Raw genomic sequence first — 15,222 nt, 5'->3', positions numbered from 1 at the left:
GCGCGCCGGGCCGGATCAGGCGATCATGACGGATCGTTCGCGGGCGGCTCGTACGGCGGCGGACAGGCCGTCGATGTCGTAGGCGCCGTGGTGGCGCCGTCCGTTGACGAAGAAGGTCGGCGTGCCCGACACACCGCTCAGGTCGGCGGACTCGACATCCTCGGCGACCCGGTCGGCTCCCGCGTGGGCCCGCAGGTCACGGTGGAACCGGTCGGTGTCGAGTCCTGTCTGTTCGGCGTAGCGGAGCAGGTCGGCGGGGCGCAGGTCGCCCTGGTGGGCGAGCAGGAGGTCGTGCGTCTCCCAGTAGCGGCCCTGCAGGGCGGCTGCCTCGGCCGCCTCCGCGGCGAGCTGCGCGTTCGGGTGGACGTCGTTGAGCGGCAGATGGCGCCAGACGTACCGGATGTCCCCGGCGCCCGCGAGGAGTTCGCGGATCACGGGCTCCGCCAGGCCGCAGTACGGGCACTCGAAGTCGCCGTACTCGACGACGGTCACCGGCGCGTCCCGCGGACCGCGTACATGATCGCGGTCCGGGTCGACCGGGACGGCCAGATCGACGATGGACTGGGAGGTGCCGAGCAGGGCGCGGGCGCGCCTGCGCCGCGGCAGTGCTCCGATGACCCCGGTGACCAGCCAGGTGGCGGCGAAGGAGCAGATCACGGCGGCGAGAATGCCGATCTTCGCCTGCTCCAGATCGCTGCCGCTGAAGGCGAGGGTGGCGATCAGCAGGGAGACCGTGAAGCCGACGCCCGCGATCGTGCCGCCGGCCCCGGTGGCGCCCCAGCCGACCGGCGGGCGCAGTCGTCCCCGGCTCAGCCAGGTGGTCAGCAGCGAGGCGCCGGTGATGCCCACGGGCTTGCCCAGCAGATAGCCGAAGAGGATGCCGAGCGTGATCGGCGAGGTGAAGGCCCGGCCGAGCTGGTCGGCGCTCAGGGTGATGCCCGCGTTGGCGAGGGCGAACACCGGCACGATCACATAGCTCGTCCAGGGGTGGTACATCCGCAGCAGTCGCGCGTTCGGGGAGATCGCGGAGGCGAGCCCGAGCCGCACCTCGCGTTCCAGTTCCGGTGTGGGCTGCTCCCGGAAGAGCCGGAACAGACCGCTCGCGCGCTCCAGATCGCTGCGTGACGCCGGATAGGCGTAGGTCATCAGCCCCATCGCGAGGCCGGTGACAACGGGATCGACGCCCGACTTCAGCAGGGCGACCCAGGCGGCGACCGCGAGCAGCCCGTACACCACTCCCCTGCGCACACCGGTGGCCCGGACCAGCAGGATCACCGCGAAGACGCACAGGGCGACCACCAGCGCGACGACATTGACATGTCCGCTGTACGCGATAGCGATCACACCGAGTGCCACGAAGTCGTCGACGACGGCGACGGTGAGGATGAAGACGCGCAGCCCTCTCGGCAGACGCCTCCCGAAGAGGGCGAGGATGCCCAGGGCGAACGCGGTGTCCGTCGACATGGCGACGCCCCAGCCGTGCACCGAGTCGTGGCCGGCGTTGATGGCGAGGTAGATCGCGACGGGGACGGCCATGCCGCTGATGCCGGCGAGCAGCGGAAGCGCGACCCGCTTCCGTTCGCGCAATTCGCCCATGTCGAACTCGCGGCGCGCCTCCAGGCCGACGACCAGGAAGAACAGGCTCATCAGTCCGCTGTTCACCCACTCGCGCAGGTCCAGCGAGACACCGGTGGAGCCGACGCGGACGGCGAGTTCGGTGTGCCAGAACGCCGCGTAGGTCCCCGGGCCGGCGTTGGCCCAGACGAGCGCGGCCAGAGCCGCGACCAGCAGGAAGGCGGCGCTGCCGGTCTCCGTACGCAGAAAGTCACGCAGCGGGGTCCGCATGTCCTCGCCGCTGGAGGTCTGGCCGGAGAGGCTGGGCATCGCCGGTGGCACAGTCACGTCGTCATTGTCCTTCGGATCAGGTGTCATGTGCCGGAGGACGCCCCCGGGAACGGTGTCAGTGGGGTTGAACGCCGAGAGGGTGGCCGAGGCTTCCCGCAGGTGCGGGCGGGCCGGGGCAGGCGTGGCCCGTGGGGCGACCTTGCGAGTCGTTGATCTGTCCATGACTATGGAGCGCCATGTCACTGACGCAGCCGTGGAAGGGACTCGCCATGCCCCAGAACCCCGCAGGGACGCCCCGAAGAACCGTCCTGTCGGCCGCCGCCGCGACCGCTGTGGTGGGTGTGCCTTCGGTGGCCCAGGCGGCCTCCGCGACCGCGTCCACCGGACGGAGGTCCGGAGACCGTCCCGCCACCGCCCAGTCCCCCGGCCGGGAGCTGCGGGAACTGCTCCAGGAGATCGACCGCGACCGGATCGAGGCGACCGTGCGCCGGCTCGCCGCGTTCGGGACGCGGCACACACTGTCCACCCAGGACGATCCGGAGCGCGGCATCGGTGCCGCCCGGGACTGGATCTACGCCGAGCTGAAGCGGTACGCCGCGGCTTCCGGCGGCCGGATGACCGTCGAGCTCCAGTCGTATGTGCAGGAGCCCGCCTCGCGGATCCCGGTGGCGACACGGATCACCAATGTCGTCGCGACACTGCGGGGTTCGGTCGACCCCGATCGTGTTCATGTCGTCTCCGGCCACTACGACTCGCGTGCCACCGATGTCATGGACGCCGTCAGCGACGCACCGGGCGCCGACGACGACGCCTCCGGGGTCGCGGTGGCGATGGAACTGGCCCGGGTGATGGCGAAGCGGCGTCCCGCCTCGACCATCGTCTTCGCCGCCGTCGCCGGTGAGGAGCAGGGGCTGTACGGGTCCACCCATATGGCGGAGCGGTTCAAGGCCGCGGGCGCGAACGTCCAGGCCATGTTCACCAATGACATCGTCGGCAGTCCCCGGGCGGACGACGGCACGCGTGACCCGTACAGCGTGCGTCTCTTCGCCGAGGGGGTGCCCACCTCCGAGACACCGCAGCAGGCCGACACCCGCCGCTCGGTCGGCGGCGAGAACGACTCGCCGACCCGTCAGCTCGCGCGGTTCGTCCGTGACGTCGCGGACAACGACGCGACGGGCATGAACGTCCGCGTCGTCTACCGCCGGGACCGCTATCTGCGCGGCGGCGACCACATCCCCTTCCTCGAACGCGGTTATGCCGCCGCCCGCTTCACCGAGCCGACCGAGGACTTCGCCCACCAGCACCAGGACGTACGGGTGGAGGGCGGTCAGCAGTACGGCGACCTGCCCGAGTTCTGCGACTTCGGTTACATCGCCCGCGTGGCCCGGGTGAATGGCGCGGCCCTGTGGACCCTGGCCCAGGCACCGGCCGCACCGCGCGGGGTGAAGATCGTCACCAGTTCACTGACCAACTCCACCGAGCTGGTGTGGGAGCCCGGCACGGACCCCGGTCTGGCCGGCCACGAGGTGGTGTGGCGCGAGACGACCGCGCCGGAGTGGACGCATGTGATCAAGGCGGCGGACGCGACGAGCCACACCGTGGACCTGTCCAAGGACAATGTCTTCTTCGGTGTCCGCGCGGTGAACCGGGCCGGCCTGCGCGGACCGGTGTCCTTCCCGGTACCGCAGCGCTGAGCACCGGGCCGCCGTACGGGGGCGGCCCGGTGGGCGGACCCGTTTCCCGGCACTCCCGGGGCCGGCACGGCAGCTCGCTGTTCCGTGCCGGCCCCCGCCGCCGCACACCGAGGGAGCGGGGCGGGAGAGACCGGCCCGTCGGGGCGCGGCTCAGACCGTGCTGACGGTGCCCCCGTCGATGACGTAGTCGACGCCGACGATGGACGCCGCGCGGTCGGAGACGAGGAACGCCACCAGTTCGGCGACCTCCTCCGGCAGGCCGGGCCGGCCGAGCGGGATACCGCCGAGAGAGTCCATGAGGATCTTCAGCGCCCCCTCGCGGTCCGTGTCCGCCCCCTCGGCCAGACGGTCGACAAGCGCGTCGGCCGCCGTGGTCCGGATGAAACCGGGTGAGACGGCGTTGACCCGGACACCGCGGGGAGCGACCTCGTTGGACAGCCCCTTGCTGTATGTCGTCAGAGCCGCCTTGGCGGCGGCGTAGGCCAGCGTGGCCTCGTACAGCGGCATGCGGCGCTGAATGGACGAGATGTGCACGACGGCGCCGGAACCCGCCTCGATCATGGAAGGGAGCAGGGCGCGGTCCAGCCGTACGGCAGCCAGCAGATTCGCGTTCAGCGCCCGGTCCCACTCCTCGTCGCCGAGCGCCGCGAAACCGCCGGAGGGCGCGCCCGAGCCGCCGACATTGTTGACCAGGATGTCCACACCGCCCAGCCGCTCCAGCGCCTCGGCCGCGAGCCTGCTGGTGCCGTCGGCGGTGCTGACGTCCGCCTGGACGAACAGCTCAGGCGCGGGCCGGCCGTCGGGCAGGGAGCGCGCGCTCACCAGGACGGTGGCTCCGCCGTACGCCAGGCGCTGGGCGATCGCCGCGCCCATGCCCTTGGTGCCGCCGGTGACCAGGGCCCGTTTGCCCGTCAGGGACTCATTCAGGGGTGTGTACATCGACCTGTCCGTTACGTGGGAATGACGGCGGCCCTTGACGGCCGCCCGTGTCGTCCTCTCCACTCTGCCACACTTGCTACAGTGACGAATGTAGCGACTATAGCGAGGCTGCCGATCAACACGGACGCACACCTATGTGTCCCGACATGTGTGTCCCCGAAAACGAGAATGGACGTACGCCATGGTGAAAGACCTCCCGGACGCTGTCGCCGGGTATCTGAAGGCCGACAGGGAACGCGACTCGGACGCTCTTCTGGGCTGGTTCACCCGGGATGCCGAGGTGACCGACGAGGACCGCGCGTACAGAGGACATGCCGAGATCCGTCGGTGGCGGGAGGGGGCCGCCGCCGCGTACGAGTACAGCGTCGCGGTGCTGGGCTCAGAGCCCGTCGGCACGGACGGCCATGTCGTCCGCACGCGTCTCGAAGGTAATTTCCCCGGCGGCACGGTGGATCTGACCTACCGCTTCACGCTGCGGGACGGGCTGATCGCGGGGCTTGAGATCGCCCCCTGAGGGCGCGGTGCGGGGGTGGCGCCGGGCGGCGGTACCGGACGCCGCCCCCGCGCCTGGAGGGTCAGGCGTCCAGGACGAGCCGGAACGCGCCGCGGCCGGCCACGCTGCCATTGACCTGGATCTCCAGGGCGTGTTCACCGGCGTAATAGGTCCGCGTGCTGATCTTCTTGAAGGAATGGCGACGCGCGATCGTGACGCTCTGCCCCGGCTCCAGGGTGCGGGTGGTGAGCTTGAAGACCTTGGGACGCAGCGCTCCGTTGGCTTTCCTGTGATGGACCAGATAGTCGACGGCCAGCGCGGCCGTTTCCGCGCCGGTATTGGTGAGGGTGACCTCGAAAGCGAGTTCTTCGCCCACCGCCACGGTGTTCGTGGCCAGGACGGGGCCGGCGACCGTCACCAGGGGAGCGGGCAGATAGCCCTGGAGAGCGAGGGCGCCCGGATGCGCCCGCTTGACCAGGGTGCGCAGCCCGTGCCGCACCACCCACCGCGTGTGGGCGTCCGGGTTCTCCAGCCAGCGGGTGGCGGTGGCGACGACCAAATCCGGTTCGTTCCTGCTGATGTCATTGAGATGGTTGGCGACGGAGCGCCGCACATACTCGCTGGGGTCCCGGTAGAGGGCGTCGAGGATCGGGACGGTGCTCTCCGGTGCCGCGAGGATCGCCTTGACCTTCTTCGCCCAGGGCAGATGCGGCCGTGTCCCCTCGCTGGCGAGGCGGCGGACATGGGCGTCGGGGTGCCGGGTCCAGGCGCGGATGCGCGGGAGGGCGCGCGTCAGGTCCGCCTCCAGCAGGGGCCGGACGGCGAACTCCCCCGTCAGGCGCGGTGTGAGGTCGGCGAGCAGGTCGAGCACACCGTCGAACGACGCGGCGGTGCCGTCGCTGAGGGCAGCCCGTACGGAAGCCTCCGTGACCGGCCAGATCAGCCAGCCGGTGAAGAGTTCGTCGTCGAGGGCGGCCCGGAAGATCTTGTCCAGCGCCCAGTAGTCCTCAGGCAGGTCCCTGAGCAGGGCGTCGGCCAGGAGGTCGCTGCGCTCCCGCAGACTGAGCCCGTCCAGCGCGTCGGCCGCTTCGCCGAGCGAGCGCAGTGGGCGGCGGGGAGCGGCCCGGCCGACCGTCTCGATGAGTCGCAGGGCGACACCGCGCCCAAGGAGTTCGTCGGCGGTGGGCATACGTGTTTCCTGTCGGGTCACCGCGGACCCGGCGGGCCCGGCACGCTATAGCGCTCACTGTAGCTTATATAGCGCTATTCTTACGGCGTGGCTCCTCCCGTCGTAGAAAAAGCATCGTCCAAGTCCGGCGTCACTCGGGACCGGCTCCTGCTGGCAGCCGCCGAACTCATGCACGCGTCCGGCGGCAGGGGTGTCTCCACACGGGCCATCTGTGAACGCGCCGGCGTCCAGGCGCCGACTCTGTACCACCACTTCGGCAGCAAGCAGGGCCTGCTCGACGCCGTCGTCAACTATGGCTTCACCCAGTATGTCCAGGCCAGGAACGAAGAGCGGCCGGGCGGCGGGGATGATCCGGTGGAGCGGATCCGTCACGGCTGGGACGACCATGTCCGCTTCGGGCTTGAGCACCCTTCGTTCTATGTGCTGCTCTACGGACAGATCCAGCAGGGCGTGCCCTGCACGCTGACCGGGCAGGCCGAGGCGATGCTGCTGGAGCTGCTCACCGACGTCGCCCGGGCCGGTGGCCTGCGGGTCGACCCGGCCGAAGCGGCGCAGGAGATCGCGGCGGCGAATGTCGGCGTCACCCTGAGTCTGATCGCGCGTCCCGATGCCACCGCCGACGCTCCCCTGTCACGGCGGGTGCGCGACGCCCTGCTGCGTGACCTCATCGATGAGAGCCGGCTCGGCGGCGAGCGCGGGCCCGCCGGTGAGGGCCGTCCGGCGGGCACGGATGCGGCGCCCGGGATCGGCACGCTGGCGGTGGCGCTCTCCACGGCTCTCGCGGATGAACCTCCCCCGGCGCTCAGCAACGGCGAGGCGATCCTGCTGCGGGAGTGGCTGGACCGGCTCGGCGGGGCGCTGTAGGTCCCGGCCCCGGGAACGGTTGTAGGACCCGAACGGTCGTAGGTCCCGGCCCGGGGAACGGCCGTCGTCGTCAGCCCGCCGCGGCCGGGGCCGCGCTCCCGGCGGCGGGTAAGGATCCCCCGACTGCGTGCCGGCCCGTACGGGTGCCTATGACCGCCGGTCACAGGATGAACGCCTGCCTGGTTGCGAGCGCGCGCTCCGCGCACGATGGCGCCGGATGGCCCGATCCTCCGGAGCCGCGTACCGCCATCCCGTCGGCCACCGAAGGCCGCCCGGCTCCTCCCCGACGGCTGGAAAGGCAGTGATCCCCCTTGAGCGCTCTCCCGGACGCGCACGACCCCCCATCCGCTTCCGAGACGTTCAACCGGCTGCGGTACGCGGGGGTCTTCGCCCTGTTGTTCCTCTTCGGTACCGAGACATTCCTGGTCTCGCCCCTGCTGCCGACCATCGCGGACGACATCGACGTCACCGAGGCCGCCGCGGCCTCCAGTGTGACCGCGTATGTCCTCGTGTACGCGATCTGCGCGCCCTTCCTCGGTCTTCTCAGCGACCGCTTCGGACGGCGGCGCACCCTGCTGGCCGGCGCCGCGCTGTTCCTCGCGTCCAACGCCATCGCCGCGCTCTCCACCGGGCTCGCACTGCTGGTGGTCTCCCGGGCCGTCGCGGGGCTCGCCGCCGCCGCTGCCGGGCCCGCGATCTGGGCGCACATCGCCGAGACCGCGCCCGACCGGGTGCGCGGCCGGGCTCTGGGGCTGGGCATGGCGCTGTTCTCCTGCGGTCAGGTCGTCGGCGTGCCGCTCGGCGCGCTCCTGGCCGGCTGGGCGGGATGGCGCTCCGCGTTCCTCGCCATGGCCGTGGCGACGGCGGTCGCGGTGCCGCTGCTGCTGCGCCAGCTACCGGTGGGCGCCGGACAGCGGGCTCCGGTCGGGGCGGTCAGGGCGGTGCTCGCCGCGTGGAGCGATCCGACGCTGCGCAAGGCGCTGACCGTCAACACCGTGTTCAACGCCGCGAATCTGGGCGCCTACACATTTCTGGGCGCGCTGCTCGTACAGCGTTTCGGTCTGTCCGTGTCGGCACTCGGCCTGATCGGCATTCTGGTGGGCGCGGGAAGTGTGGCCGGTTCGCTGATCGGCGGGCGGCTGGGCGACCGGGCCCGCGCCGCGGGACGCGACCAGGTGCCGCTGCTCCCCGTGTGGGGCGTCCTGCTCGCGGTGGGCATCGCGCTCTCGGCCTGGGGCCCGGGTCTGGTGCTCGCGCTCGCCGGGGTGGCGGTGTGGTTTGTGGCGAGCGGTGGTTTCGTCACCGATCAGCAGACGCTGGCGGGCACGGTCAGCCCGGAGCTGCGGGCGACCTCCAGTGCCTGGCTGACCTCGACGATGTACGCCGGTACCGGGGTGGGCGCCTGGGCGGTGGGGTCGTTCACCGATGTCGCGACGGGCACCCTGGTGATCGGCGCCGGACTGGCGGTGGTCTCGGCGCTCGGAGCGCTCACGCTCGGCGGAGGCCGCGGCAAGGCGGCGCGGCACACCGGTGAGCCGTCGGACACCGAGGCCCGCACCCCGGACCTCGCCTGAGCGACTCCGCGGCGGGGCGGTCAGCCGGCCTGGCGTCCCGCACCGGAGTCCACGGCCCGCAGCGGGCGTCCGGCGAGGGCCCCCATCCTGGTGCGGTCCTCGGCGGACGCCGGTGTGAAGAGAAGCACCAGCGCGCTGGGGTCGTCCACCGGGTGGAACGAGGAGAGGGACAGCTCGATCCTGCCGATTCCCACCGGCTCCACGGTGACCGTACGGGCCGTCAGCTCCGCCACCGAGTGGCATCCCCACCAGTGGCGGAGCTCCGGCGCGTCCTCGTCCAGCCGCCGGTAGACCTCGCCGGTACGGGGATCTCCCAGGGCGGGTCCGGCCTGGGCGCGGAAGTGCTGGAAAACGTTCATGGCGAGCGGCTCCCAGTCGTGCAGCACCGTCCGCAGCCGGGTGTCGGCCACCATCAGCCACATCAGGTTGCGGCGGTCGGCGGGCACGGCCTCGGGGCTGCCCCAGAGCGCGCTCCAGGCGGCATTCCAGCCGACGAGGTCGAAGTGGCGGTCCAGCAGGGCGGCCGGGCTCGCGGGCCAGGAGTCCAGCACCGGCTGGACGGCGGCGGCGAGTTCACCGCTGCCGCCGTCGTCCTCCGCGGCGGCGGGCTCGTGATAGCCGGCCAGCCGCATCGCGTGCCGCAGGCCGGCGGCGTCGAGCCGCAGCGCCCGGGCGACCGCCCCCAGCACCTGCCGGGAGGCGGTCACCCTCCCCTGCTCCAGCCAGGTGTACCAGGCCAGGCCCACCCCGGAGAGCGAGGCCACCTCCTCCCTGCGCAGCCCCGGCGTGCGCCGCCGGGCGGTTGCCACCAGGCCCACGTCGGCGGGCTTGAGCAGCTCGCGGTGGGCCCGGAGGAACGCGCCGAGTTCCGTGCTGGGAAGGGGAGTTGACATCGGTGGTGGCTCCTCGGCCGGATCGGTCGGCGGGTCGGTACGGGGCTACGGCTGCGCTCAGCGTAGCCGCGTGCTCACCGGCGTGGAGTGAGCTGCCACAGCCGCACCGGCATCGAGCTGACCCGGCCCCGCTCGCGCTGCCGCCGCCAGGCGCTCTCGCCGACCGCGCGGAAGAACGCGGCGCGGCGCCCGGGGTCCACGAGCCGGGCGTAGTAGTCGCCGAAGGTGGCGGCGTGGAAGTGCTCGTACTGGCTCTCGTCCTCGACGGTGACGACCGCCTCGCGCTCCAGGTGCGACTCGATGTGGAAGTACCGTCCGAGCAGTGCGCCCAGTTCGGCGGCGGGCCTGGTCCGGACGGCGATGGGCAGCACGTCGCCGTCCGAGAACACCCCTGCCACGGCGGCCCGTTCGGTGCCGAGAGACACCAGCGCGTCACGGACGATCTCGTCCTCGCCGCCCAGTCCGGCCGTGTCGCGCTCCGGGTGATAGGTCGTCAGCAGGAAGACACCGCCGGGCGAGAGCCGCTCGCTGATCCACTGGAGGACGGTCTCCTCGCCCGGGTACAGCCAGTGCAGCACCGAGGTCATCGTCACCACGTCGGCGCGCTCGGGAAGCGGCGGCGGCGCGGTGAGATCGGCCTGGACCAGCCGGACCCGTTCGCCGTACGGCCGCAGCCGCTCCGCGGCCTCGGCGATACGGTGCTCGGAGCGCTCCAGGCCGACGGCCAGCCGCAGCGAGGGATGCCTTTCGAGCGCCTCGTGCAGCAACTGGCCTATGCCGCTGCCGAGATCGAGCAGGATCTCCGGTTCCCCGGTCACCCGGTCGAGCACCCAGTCCCGGTCGTGGATCTGGCGCAGCGCGCTGGCGTGCGCGTAGCCGGCGAGGGTGCGCGCCTGGATCTCGGTGGTGGACGCGGTCATGGAGTGACCTCCTGGAGGGAGCCGGCCGGGGCGGCGGGTGCGGCGCGGTCGGCGGGTGCGGCGGGTTCGTTGATGAGCCGCCGCAGCCGCTCCTGGACGGCGCTCTGGTCGTAGCGCTTGTAGAGGTTGATGCGGTTGCGGGCGAGATCGCCCCGGTGGACGTACTCGTAGAGGTGCTGGCGCTGCCCGAAGGCGTCGCCGGTCAGTTCCCAGGCGAGCCGGAACAGCCGGGACTTGTGGTCCGCGCCGATGCCCCGGCCGCGCATGTACCGGTCGAGATGGGGCCGGAGCCCGGGATGGGCCAGGTCGTTCTCGGTGGGCTGCATCAGCAGTCCTGACGCGCCGATCCGGCGCACGATGTCGACCGCGCTCTCGGCCACCTCCGCGGACCAGACACGGCTCGCGGCGGTGTCTCCCGGGGCCAGCAGCCCGCTGTCGGTGACCGTCGCCCTGGCCTCCGCGGCGTCCAGGAAGAGCTCGGTGAGTTCCGCGTATCCGGCGAGCCGGCCCAGGTCCTCCTGGATGTTGCGGAAGCCCTCCACACCGATGCTCTCGGCGACCAGGGTCGCCGTCGCCAGCAGGGCGCGCAGCCGCTCCCGGTAGCGCACATGGCCGATATAGGCGCTCCAGGCGTTGATCCGGCCAAGACCGCGCCGGGCCAGTTCGCCGTCGCGCAGCAGGAACACCCGGTCCCAGGGCACCAGTACATCGTCGAAGAACAGCATGGCGTCCTGCTCGTCGAAGCGGGCGCCGAGCGGGTGGGCGTGCCCCCAGGAGGCGCCGCCGAGCGGTTCGCGGCACAGGGTCACCAGGCCCGGTGTGTTCAGTGGCAGGGCGAACCAGACCACGAACTGCTCACCGCGTCGCTGGGTGAAGGACGCCGAGAGATAGACGAGCACCTCGTGCGCGAGGGGCGCGAGGGTGGTGAGCTGTTTGGCGCCTCGGACGACAACGCCCCGGTCGTTCTCCTCCAGGACCCGCAGCGCGAGGTCGGGGTCGTCGACCGGATCGGTGGAGCGGTCGATCTGCGGGTCGCCGAGCGCGTGCGACAGCACCAGGTCGTTGGTCGCGCAGTGCCGGTACCAGGCGTCGGCGTTGGCGCCGAAGCCCGCGTGGGAGTTCTCCAGTTGATGACGGAAGTCGTGGACACCGACCGCGATGGACGCCATGAAGGCGGGCGAACGGCCGTGCTGGCCAAGGGATTCGGCGTGCCAGAATTCGGCGCTGCGCCGCTGGACGCGCAGCTCCTCCAGGGTGCGCGGCGGCTGGTAGGCGCGGGCGAGCCGCTGTCCGGTCTCCGGGTCCTTCCAGGTCAGCAGCTCGTGGTGGGCGGGGTCGTGCTGGAGGTCGATCAGCCGGGCGAGTTCGTCGACGGCCGGTTTGAAGGCCGGGTGCGCGGCCGGGTCGGTGATGCGCCGGCCGTCCAGATAGAGCTCGCGTCCGTCGTCGAGTTCGGCCCGGTAGCGGTCTCCGGTGAGCAGGCCCCTGCCCGGGCCCCCTCCCCGGCCCTGTCCCGGTGCGGCGGTGTCCAGTCGGGTCATGCGCGGGCTCCTGTCGGCGTCGTGGGATGGCGGTCGAGGGTGCGGTACTGGCCGTCGTGGTACAGCAGCGGCTCGCCGGGGCCGCCGTCCGCCGCGACCACCCGGCCGACGAGAACGGCGTGGTCACCGCCCGGCAGGACGCTGTGCAGCCGGCAGTCGAACCAGGCCAGGCTGTCCTCCAGGACGGGCGCCCCGGTGTCCTCGGCGCGCATCGGCGCGTGGGTGAAGAAGCCGAGGGCGCGGCCGGCGCCGGGAGCGGCGAAGCGCCGGGCGAGCGGCTCCTGGTTCACGCCGAGCACGGACACGGCGTACCGGCCGCTGCCCCGTACGGCCGCGGCGAGCGGGCTGTGGGCGTCCACGGCGACGCTGATCAGCAGCGGGTCCAGGGAGAGGGTGCACAGCGAGGAGACCGTCTTGGCGAAGACCTCCTCGCCGGAGCAGGCGGTGAGCACGGCGACGCCGGTGGTCCAGCGCCGGGCCGCGCCGCGGTACGACTCCGCCTCGGCGCTCCGGACGGGCCGCAGGGCGGGGCTCACCGCAGCCCCACCCGGTAGGCGCGCAGCCACTCGTCGACCTGGACGAGGTGGTCGAGGCCGCCGACCGGGTTCGGGGCGGTGCGCGGGCTGGGCAGGGGCCGGCCCTCGGCGAGGGTACGGCGGACGGCGTCGCGGTCGACCAGGTCGAAGACCGGCGCCTGGGAGTCGGCGAGCAGGTCCCGGGCGCGGGCGGTGAGCACTTCGGTGTACCGCACGGCGGGGGTGGAGGGGTATCCGCTCTTCGGCCGGTCGGTGACCTGGGGCGGCAGCAGATCGCGCACCGCGTCGCGCAGCAGGCCCTTGGACCGGCCGCCGGGCGTTTTCACGGCCCAGGGCACATTGGCCGCGTACTCCACCAGGCGGTGGTCGCAGAAGGGCACCCGGACCTCCAGCCCGACGGACATACTGACCCGGTCGACCCGCTCCAGGAGCGGCGGCAGCCAGCGGGTGAGCGCGAGATGGAAGACCTCGCGGATGCGGCGGTCGGCGCCTCCCTCGCCGTCCAGCCGGGGGACGTCGGCGAGCGAGCGGCGGTACTGCTCGGCGGTGTACTCCTCGGGCCGTACCTCAGCGGCCACTTCGGGACGGAGCAGTGCGGCCGGGGTGGTGCGCCCGTGCAGCCAGGGGAAGGTGTCGGCGGCGAGCGCCGCGGGGTCGTGGAAGTAGGGGTAGCCGCCGAAGATCTCGTCCGCGGCCTCGCCGGAGAGCGCCACCGTGGAGTGCTTTCTGACCTCGCGGAAGAGCAGGTGCAGCGAGGCGTCCATCTCGCCCCAGCCCGGCCGGTCCCGGGCGCGCAGCACCGCGTCGCGGGCGTCGAGGAGGTCGTCGTCGGGGATCAGCACCGAGGTGTGCAGGGTGCCGATGTGTTCGGCGGCGGCCTGGACGAAGGGCGCGTCGGCGCTGGTGCGCCAGGCGTCCGGGGCGCGGTCGGCGCTGCCGGGGAAGTCCACGGAGAAGCTGGTCACCTTGGAGTGGCCGGAGCGTTCCCGGGCGGCCGCCGCGAGGGCGGTGACTGCGCTGGAGTCGACGCCGCCCGAGAGCAGTGTGCACAGCGGTACATCGCTGAGGAGCTGGCGTTCCACGGTGTCGGCGAGCAGCGCCCGTACGGTCTCACGGGTGGTCGCGGGGTCGTCGGAATGGACGTGGGAGGTGGGCCGCCAGTAGCGGGTGGTGCGCGTGGCGGCGCGTCCCACGGTCACCACCTGGCCGGGCAGGACCTCGTGCAGGCCCCGGAAGACGCCGTGTCCCGCGGTCGGGGCGGCGGGCAGGGCGAACAGCTCGGCGATGCCCTCGGCGTCCAGTTCGGCCCGGAAGAGCGGGTTCGCCAGTACGGCCTTGGGCTCGGATCCGAAGAGCACACCGGTGCGGTGCGCGTGCCAGTACAGCGGTTTGACGCCCAAGTGGTCGCGGACCAGCAGGAGTTCGTGGCGGCGGACGTCCCACAGCGCGTAGGCGAAGATGCCGTTGAGGTGACGGGGCGCGTCGGCACCCCACTGGAGATGGGCGCGGAGCAGCACCTCCGTGTCGGAGCGGGTGCGGAAGTCATGCCCGAGGGAGCGCAACTCCTGCCGCAGTTCACGGTAGTTGTAGAGCTCGCCGTTGTAGGAGAGCACGGCGCCCGGCCCGGTCCCAGCGGTGTCTCCCATCGGCTGGGCGCCGCCGTCCGGAGCGATGACGGCGAGCCTGCGGTGGCCGAGTGCGGCGTGCCGGGAGAGCCAGACGCCGGAGTCGTCGGGGCCTCGGCAGGCAAGCGTTTCGGTCATCGTCCGGAGGGTCGTCTCCTCGGCGCGCAGATCGGTCTCCCAGTCGATCCAGCCGGTGACTCCGCACATCAGGTCTCCTGGAGTTCGTCGGGGCCGGCGGGCGCGGTGGCCTCCCACCGGCAGCCGTGGCCGGTGGGCCCGTTGCGGAGCTGGTGCGCGGGCAGATAGCCCTTGGCCCGGATATTGGCGGTCAGGGCCTCGGTGCAGTAGGTGCAGGGCGAGGCCAGAGTGAGCCGGACTCCGCCGCGCCGGGCCTTTTCGCGGTAGTCCCAGATGGCGCAGTGTGTGATGGTCACGGCCGCGTGCCCGGGGCCCGTCGTTTCGGCGTCGTCGTCGAATTCGTAGTCGGATCCGTACAGTTCGGCCTGGCGGGCGATCCGGTGGACGGGATCGGCGGCGCCCCGGCCGCGATCGGGTTCGACCTGCCGGTGTATCCCGGCGTTGGCGCGGGCCCAGTCGGCGAGGATCTCCTCGCCGTAGCGGGCCACGAGGAAGCGCTCCATCAGCGCCTGGTCCCGGAAGAAGACACGCTGCCATTCACTGGCCGGGGCGGTGAGCGGATCGGGCAGATCGGCGAACAGCTCTGCCTGCAGGGTGAACCAGTCGGTCAGATGGACCTCGTCACCGAGCGAGGCGAGCAGCCCGGTGAGGCCGGCCTCGGCCTCGTGGAGCCGCTGCCGCCAGAGCGCGGAGCGTTCCGCGTCGGGCATGGAACGGTACGGATTGCGGAACTTCTCGGGCCGTACGACGGCGTCCGTTCCCGCGACACCGTCCGTGTCAGGACCGGGCAGCACCGTTGTCCGTGCCCTGCCGCTCTCGGCCGGCTCAGGTCCGGCCGGTGTACCTGCACCCTGCGCCGCGATGTCGCGTGAGCCGGCGCAGGCGATGGCTCCTTCGGGCGCATCGCTCATCGGGATCTCCTAGGCGAGGTGGGGTACGGACCGGGAACTCCTGGTCCGCCGGTAAACCTA

Annotated in this window: 13 protein-coding genes; 4 read left to right on the top strand and 9 right to left on the bottom strand. The window is 72.1% G+C overall.

The window, feature by feature from the left end:
• Positions 1-15: 15 nt before the first annotated feature.
• A complete protein-coding gene (gene nhaA / locus ABZ707_RS21580; protein ID WP_360177447.1) occupies positions 16-1,884 on the bottom strand; it encodes a Na+/H+ antiporter NhaA in 1,869 nt (622 codons plus the stop codon).
• A 197-nt stretch (positions 1,885-2,081) separates the two neighbouring features.
• Between nhaA and ABZ707_RS21575 the strand changes: the two genes are divergently transcribed.
• The gene (locus tag ABZ707_RS21575; protein ID WP_360177191.1) at positions 2,082-3,539 is read left to right on the top strand and encodes a M20/M25/M40 family metallo-hydrolase; all 1,458 of its coding nucleotides are present in this window, start codon (positions 2,082-2,084) and stop codon (positions 3,537-3,539) included.
• 150 nt (positions 3,540-3,689) lie between these two features.
• Here the strand turns inward: ABZ707_RS21575 and ABZ707_RS21570 are convergent, their stop codons facing one another.
• On the bottom strand, positions 3,690-4,478 hold the full coding sequence (locus tag ABZ707_RS21570) for an SDR family oxidoreductase (protein WP_360177188.1): 789 nt from the start codon (positions 4,476-4,478) through the stop codon (positions 3,690-3,692).
• A 181-nt stretch (positions 4,479-4,659) separates the two neighbouring features.
• Between ABZ707_RS21570 and ABZ707_RS21565 the strand changes: the two genes are divergently transcribed.
• Positions 4,660-4,992 (top strand): nuclear transport factor 2 family protein, encoded by a 333-nt coding sequence (locus tag ABZ707_RS21565; RefSeq protein ID WP_360177185.1) that lies wholly within the window; start codon positions 4,660-4,662, stop codon positions 4,990-4,992.
• Positions 4,993-5,053: 61 nt separating this feature from the next.
• Here the strand turns inward: ABZ707_RS21565 and ABZ707_RS21560 are convergent, their stop codons facing one another.
• Positions 5,054-6,160, bottom strand: a complete 1,107-nt coding sequence (locus ABZ707_RS21560) for a DNA alkylation repair protein (protein WP_360177182.1) — start codon at positions 6,158-6,160, stop codon at positions 5,054-5,056.
• Between the two features lie 87 nt (positions 6,161-6,247).
• Between ABZ707_RS21560 and ABZ707_RS21555 the strand changes: the two genes are divergently transcribed.
• Both ABZ707_RS21555 and ABZ707_RS21550 read left to right on the top strand, forming a co-directional pair.
• Positions 6,248-7,024, top strand: coding sequence for a TetR/AcrR family transcriptional regulator (locus ABZ707_RS21555; RefSeq protein WP_360177179.1), 777 nt, complete (start codon positions 6,248-6,250; stop codon positions 7,022-7,024).
• A gap of 311 nt (positions 7,025-7,335) precedes the next feature.
• Positions 7,336-8,598, top strand: a complete 1,263-nt coding sequence (locus ABZ707_RS21550; RefSeq protein WP_360177176.1) for an MFS transporter — start codon at positions 7,336-7,338, stop codon at positions 8,596-8,598.
• Between the two features lie 20 nt (positions 8,599-8,618).
• Here ABZ707_RS21550 and ABZ707_RS21545 read toward each other — a convergent pair whose 3' ends face one another.
• The 6 genes from ABZ707_RS21545 to ABZ707_RS21520 form a co-directional block, all read right to left on the bottom strand.
• Positions 8,619-9,491 carry a helix-turn-helix domain-containing protein gene (locus tag ABZ707_RS21545; RefSeq protein WP_360177173.1) on the bottom strand — a complete coding sequence of 291 codons (873 nt, stop codon included), beginning with the start codon at positions 9,489-9,491 and terminating at the stop codon, positions 8,619-8,621.
• A gap of 74 nt (positions 9,492-9,565) precedes the next feature.
• Entirely contained in the window at positions 9,566-10,411 is an 846-nt protein-coding gene (locus ABZ707_RS21540; protein WP_360177170.1) for a class I SAM-dependent methyltransferase, read from the bottom strand.
• A complete protein-coding gene (locus ABZ707_RS21535) occupies positions 10,408-11,952 on the bottom strand; it encodes a 4-hydroxyphenylacetate 3-hydroxylase N-terminal domain-containing protein (protein ID WP_360177167.1) in 1,545 nt (514 codons plus the stop codon). Before ABZ707_RS21535 ends, ABZ707_RS21540 begins: the two co-directional genes overlap by 4 nt.
• Positions 11,949-12,488 carry a flavin reductase family protein gene (locus tag ABZ707_RS21530; RefSeq protein ID WP_360177164.1) on the bottom strand — a complete coding sequence of 180 codons (540 nt, stop codon included), beginning with the start codon at positions 12,486-12,488 and terminating at the stop codon, positions 11,949-11,951. The genes ABZ707_RS21535 and ABZ707_RS21530 overlap by 4 nt, the downstream gene beginning before the upstream one ends.
• Positions 12,485-14,320 (bottom strand): asparagine synthase (glutamine-hydrolyzing), encoded by a 1,836-nt coding sequence (gene asnB / locus ABZ707_RS21525; protein WP_360177161.1) that lies wholly within the window; start codon positions 14,318-14,320, stop codon positions 12,485-12,487. The genes ABZ707_RS21530 and asnB overlap by 4 nt, the downstream gene beginning before the upstream one ends.
• The gene (locus tag ABZ707_RS21520) at positions 14,320-15,162 is read right to left on the bottom strand and encodes a hypothetical protein (RefSeq protein WP_360177158.1); all 843 of its coding nucleotides are present in this window, start codon (positions 15,160-15,162) and stop codon (positions 14,320-14,322) included. Before ABZ707_RS21520 ends, asnB begins: the two co-directional genes overlap by 1 nt.
• Positions 15,163-15,222: the final 60 nt, after the last annotated feature.

Origin of the sequence: Streptomyces sp. NPDC006923 (genome assembly GCF_040635655.1) — a bacterium.
Taxonomy (GTDB): Bacteria; Actinomycetota; Actinomycetes; order Streptomycetales; family Streptomycetaceae; genus Streptomyces.
Note: the sequence above shows the minus strand (reverse complement) of the source record. Positions and strands in the feature narration are given on the sequence as shown.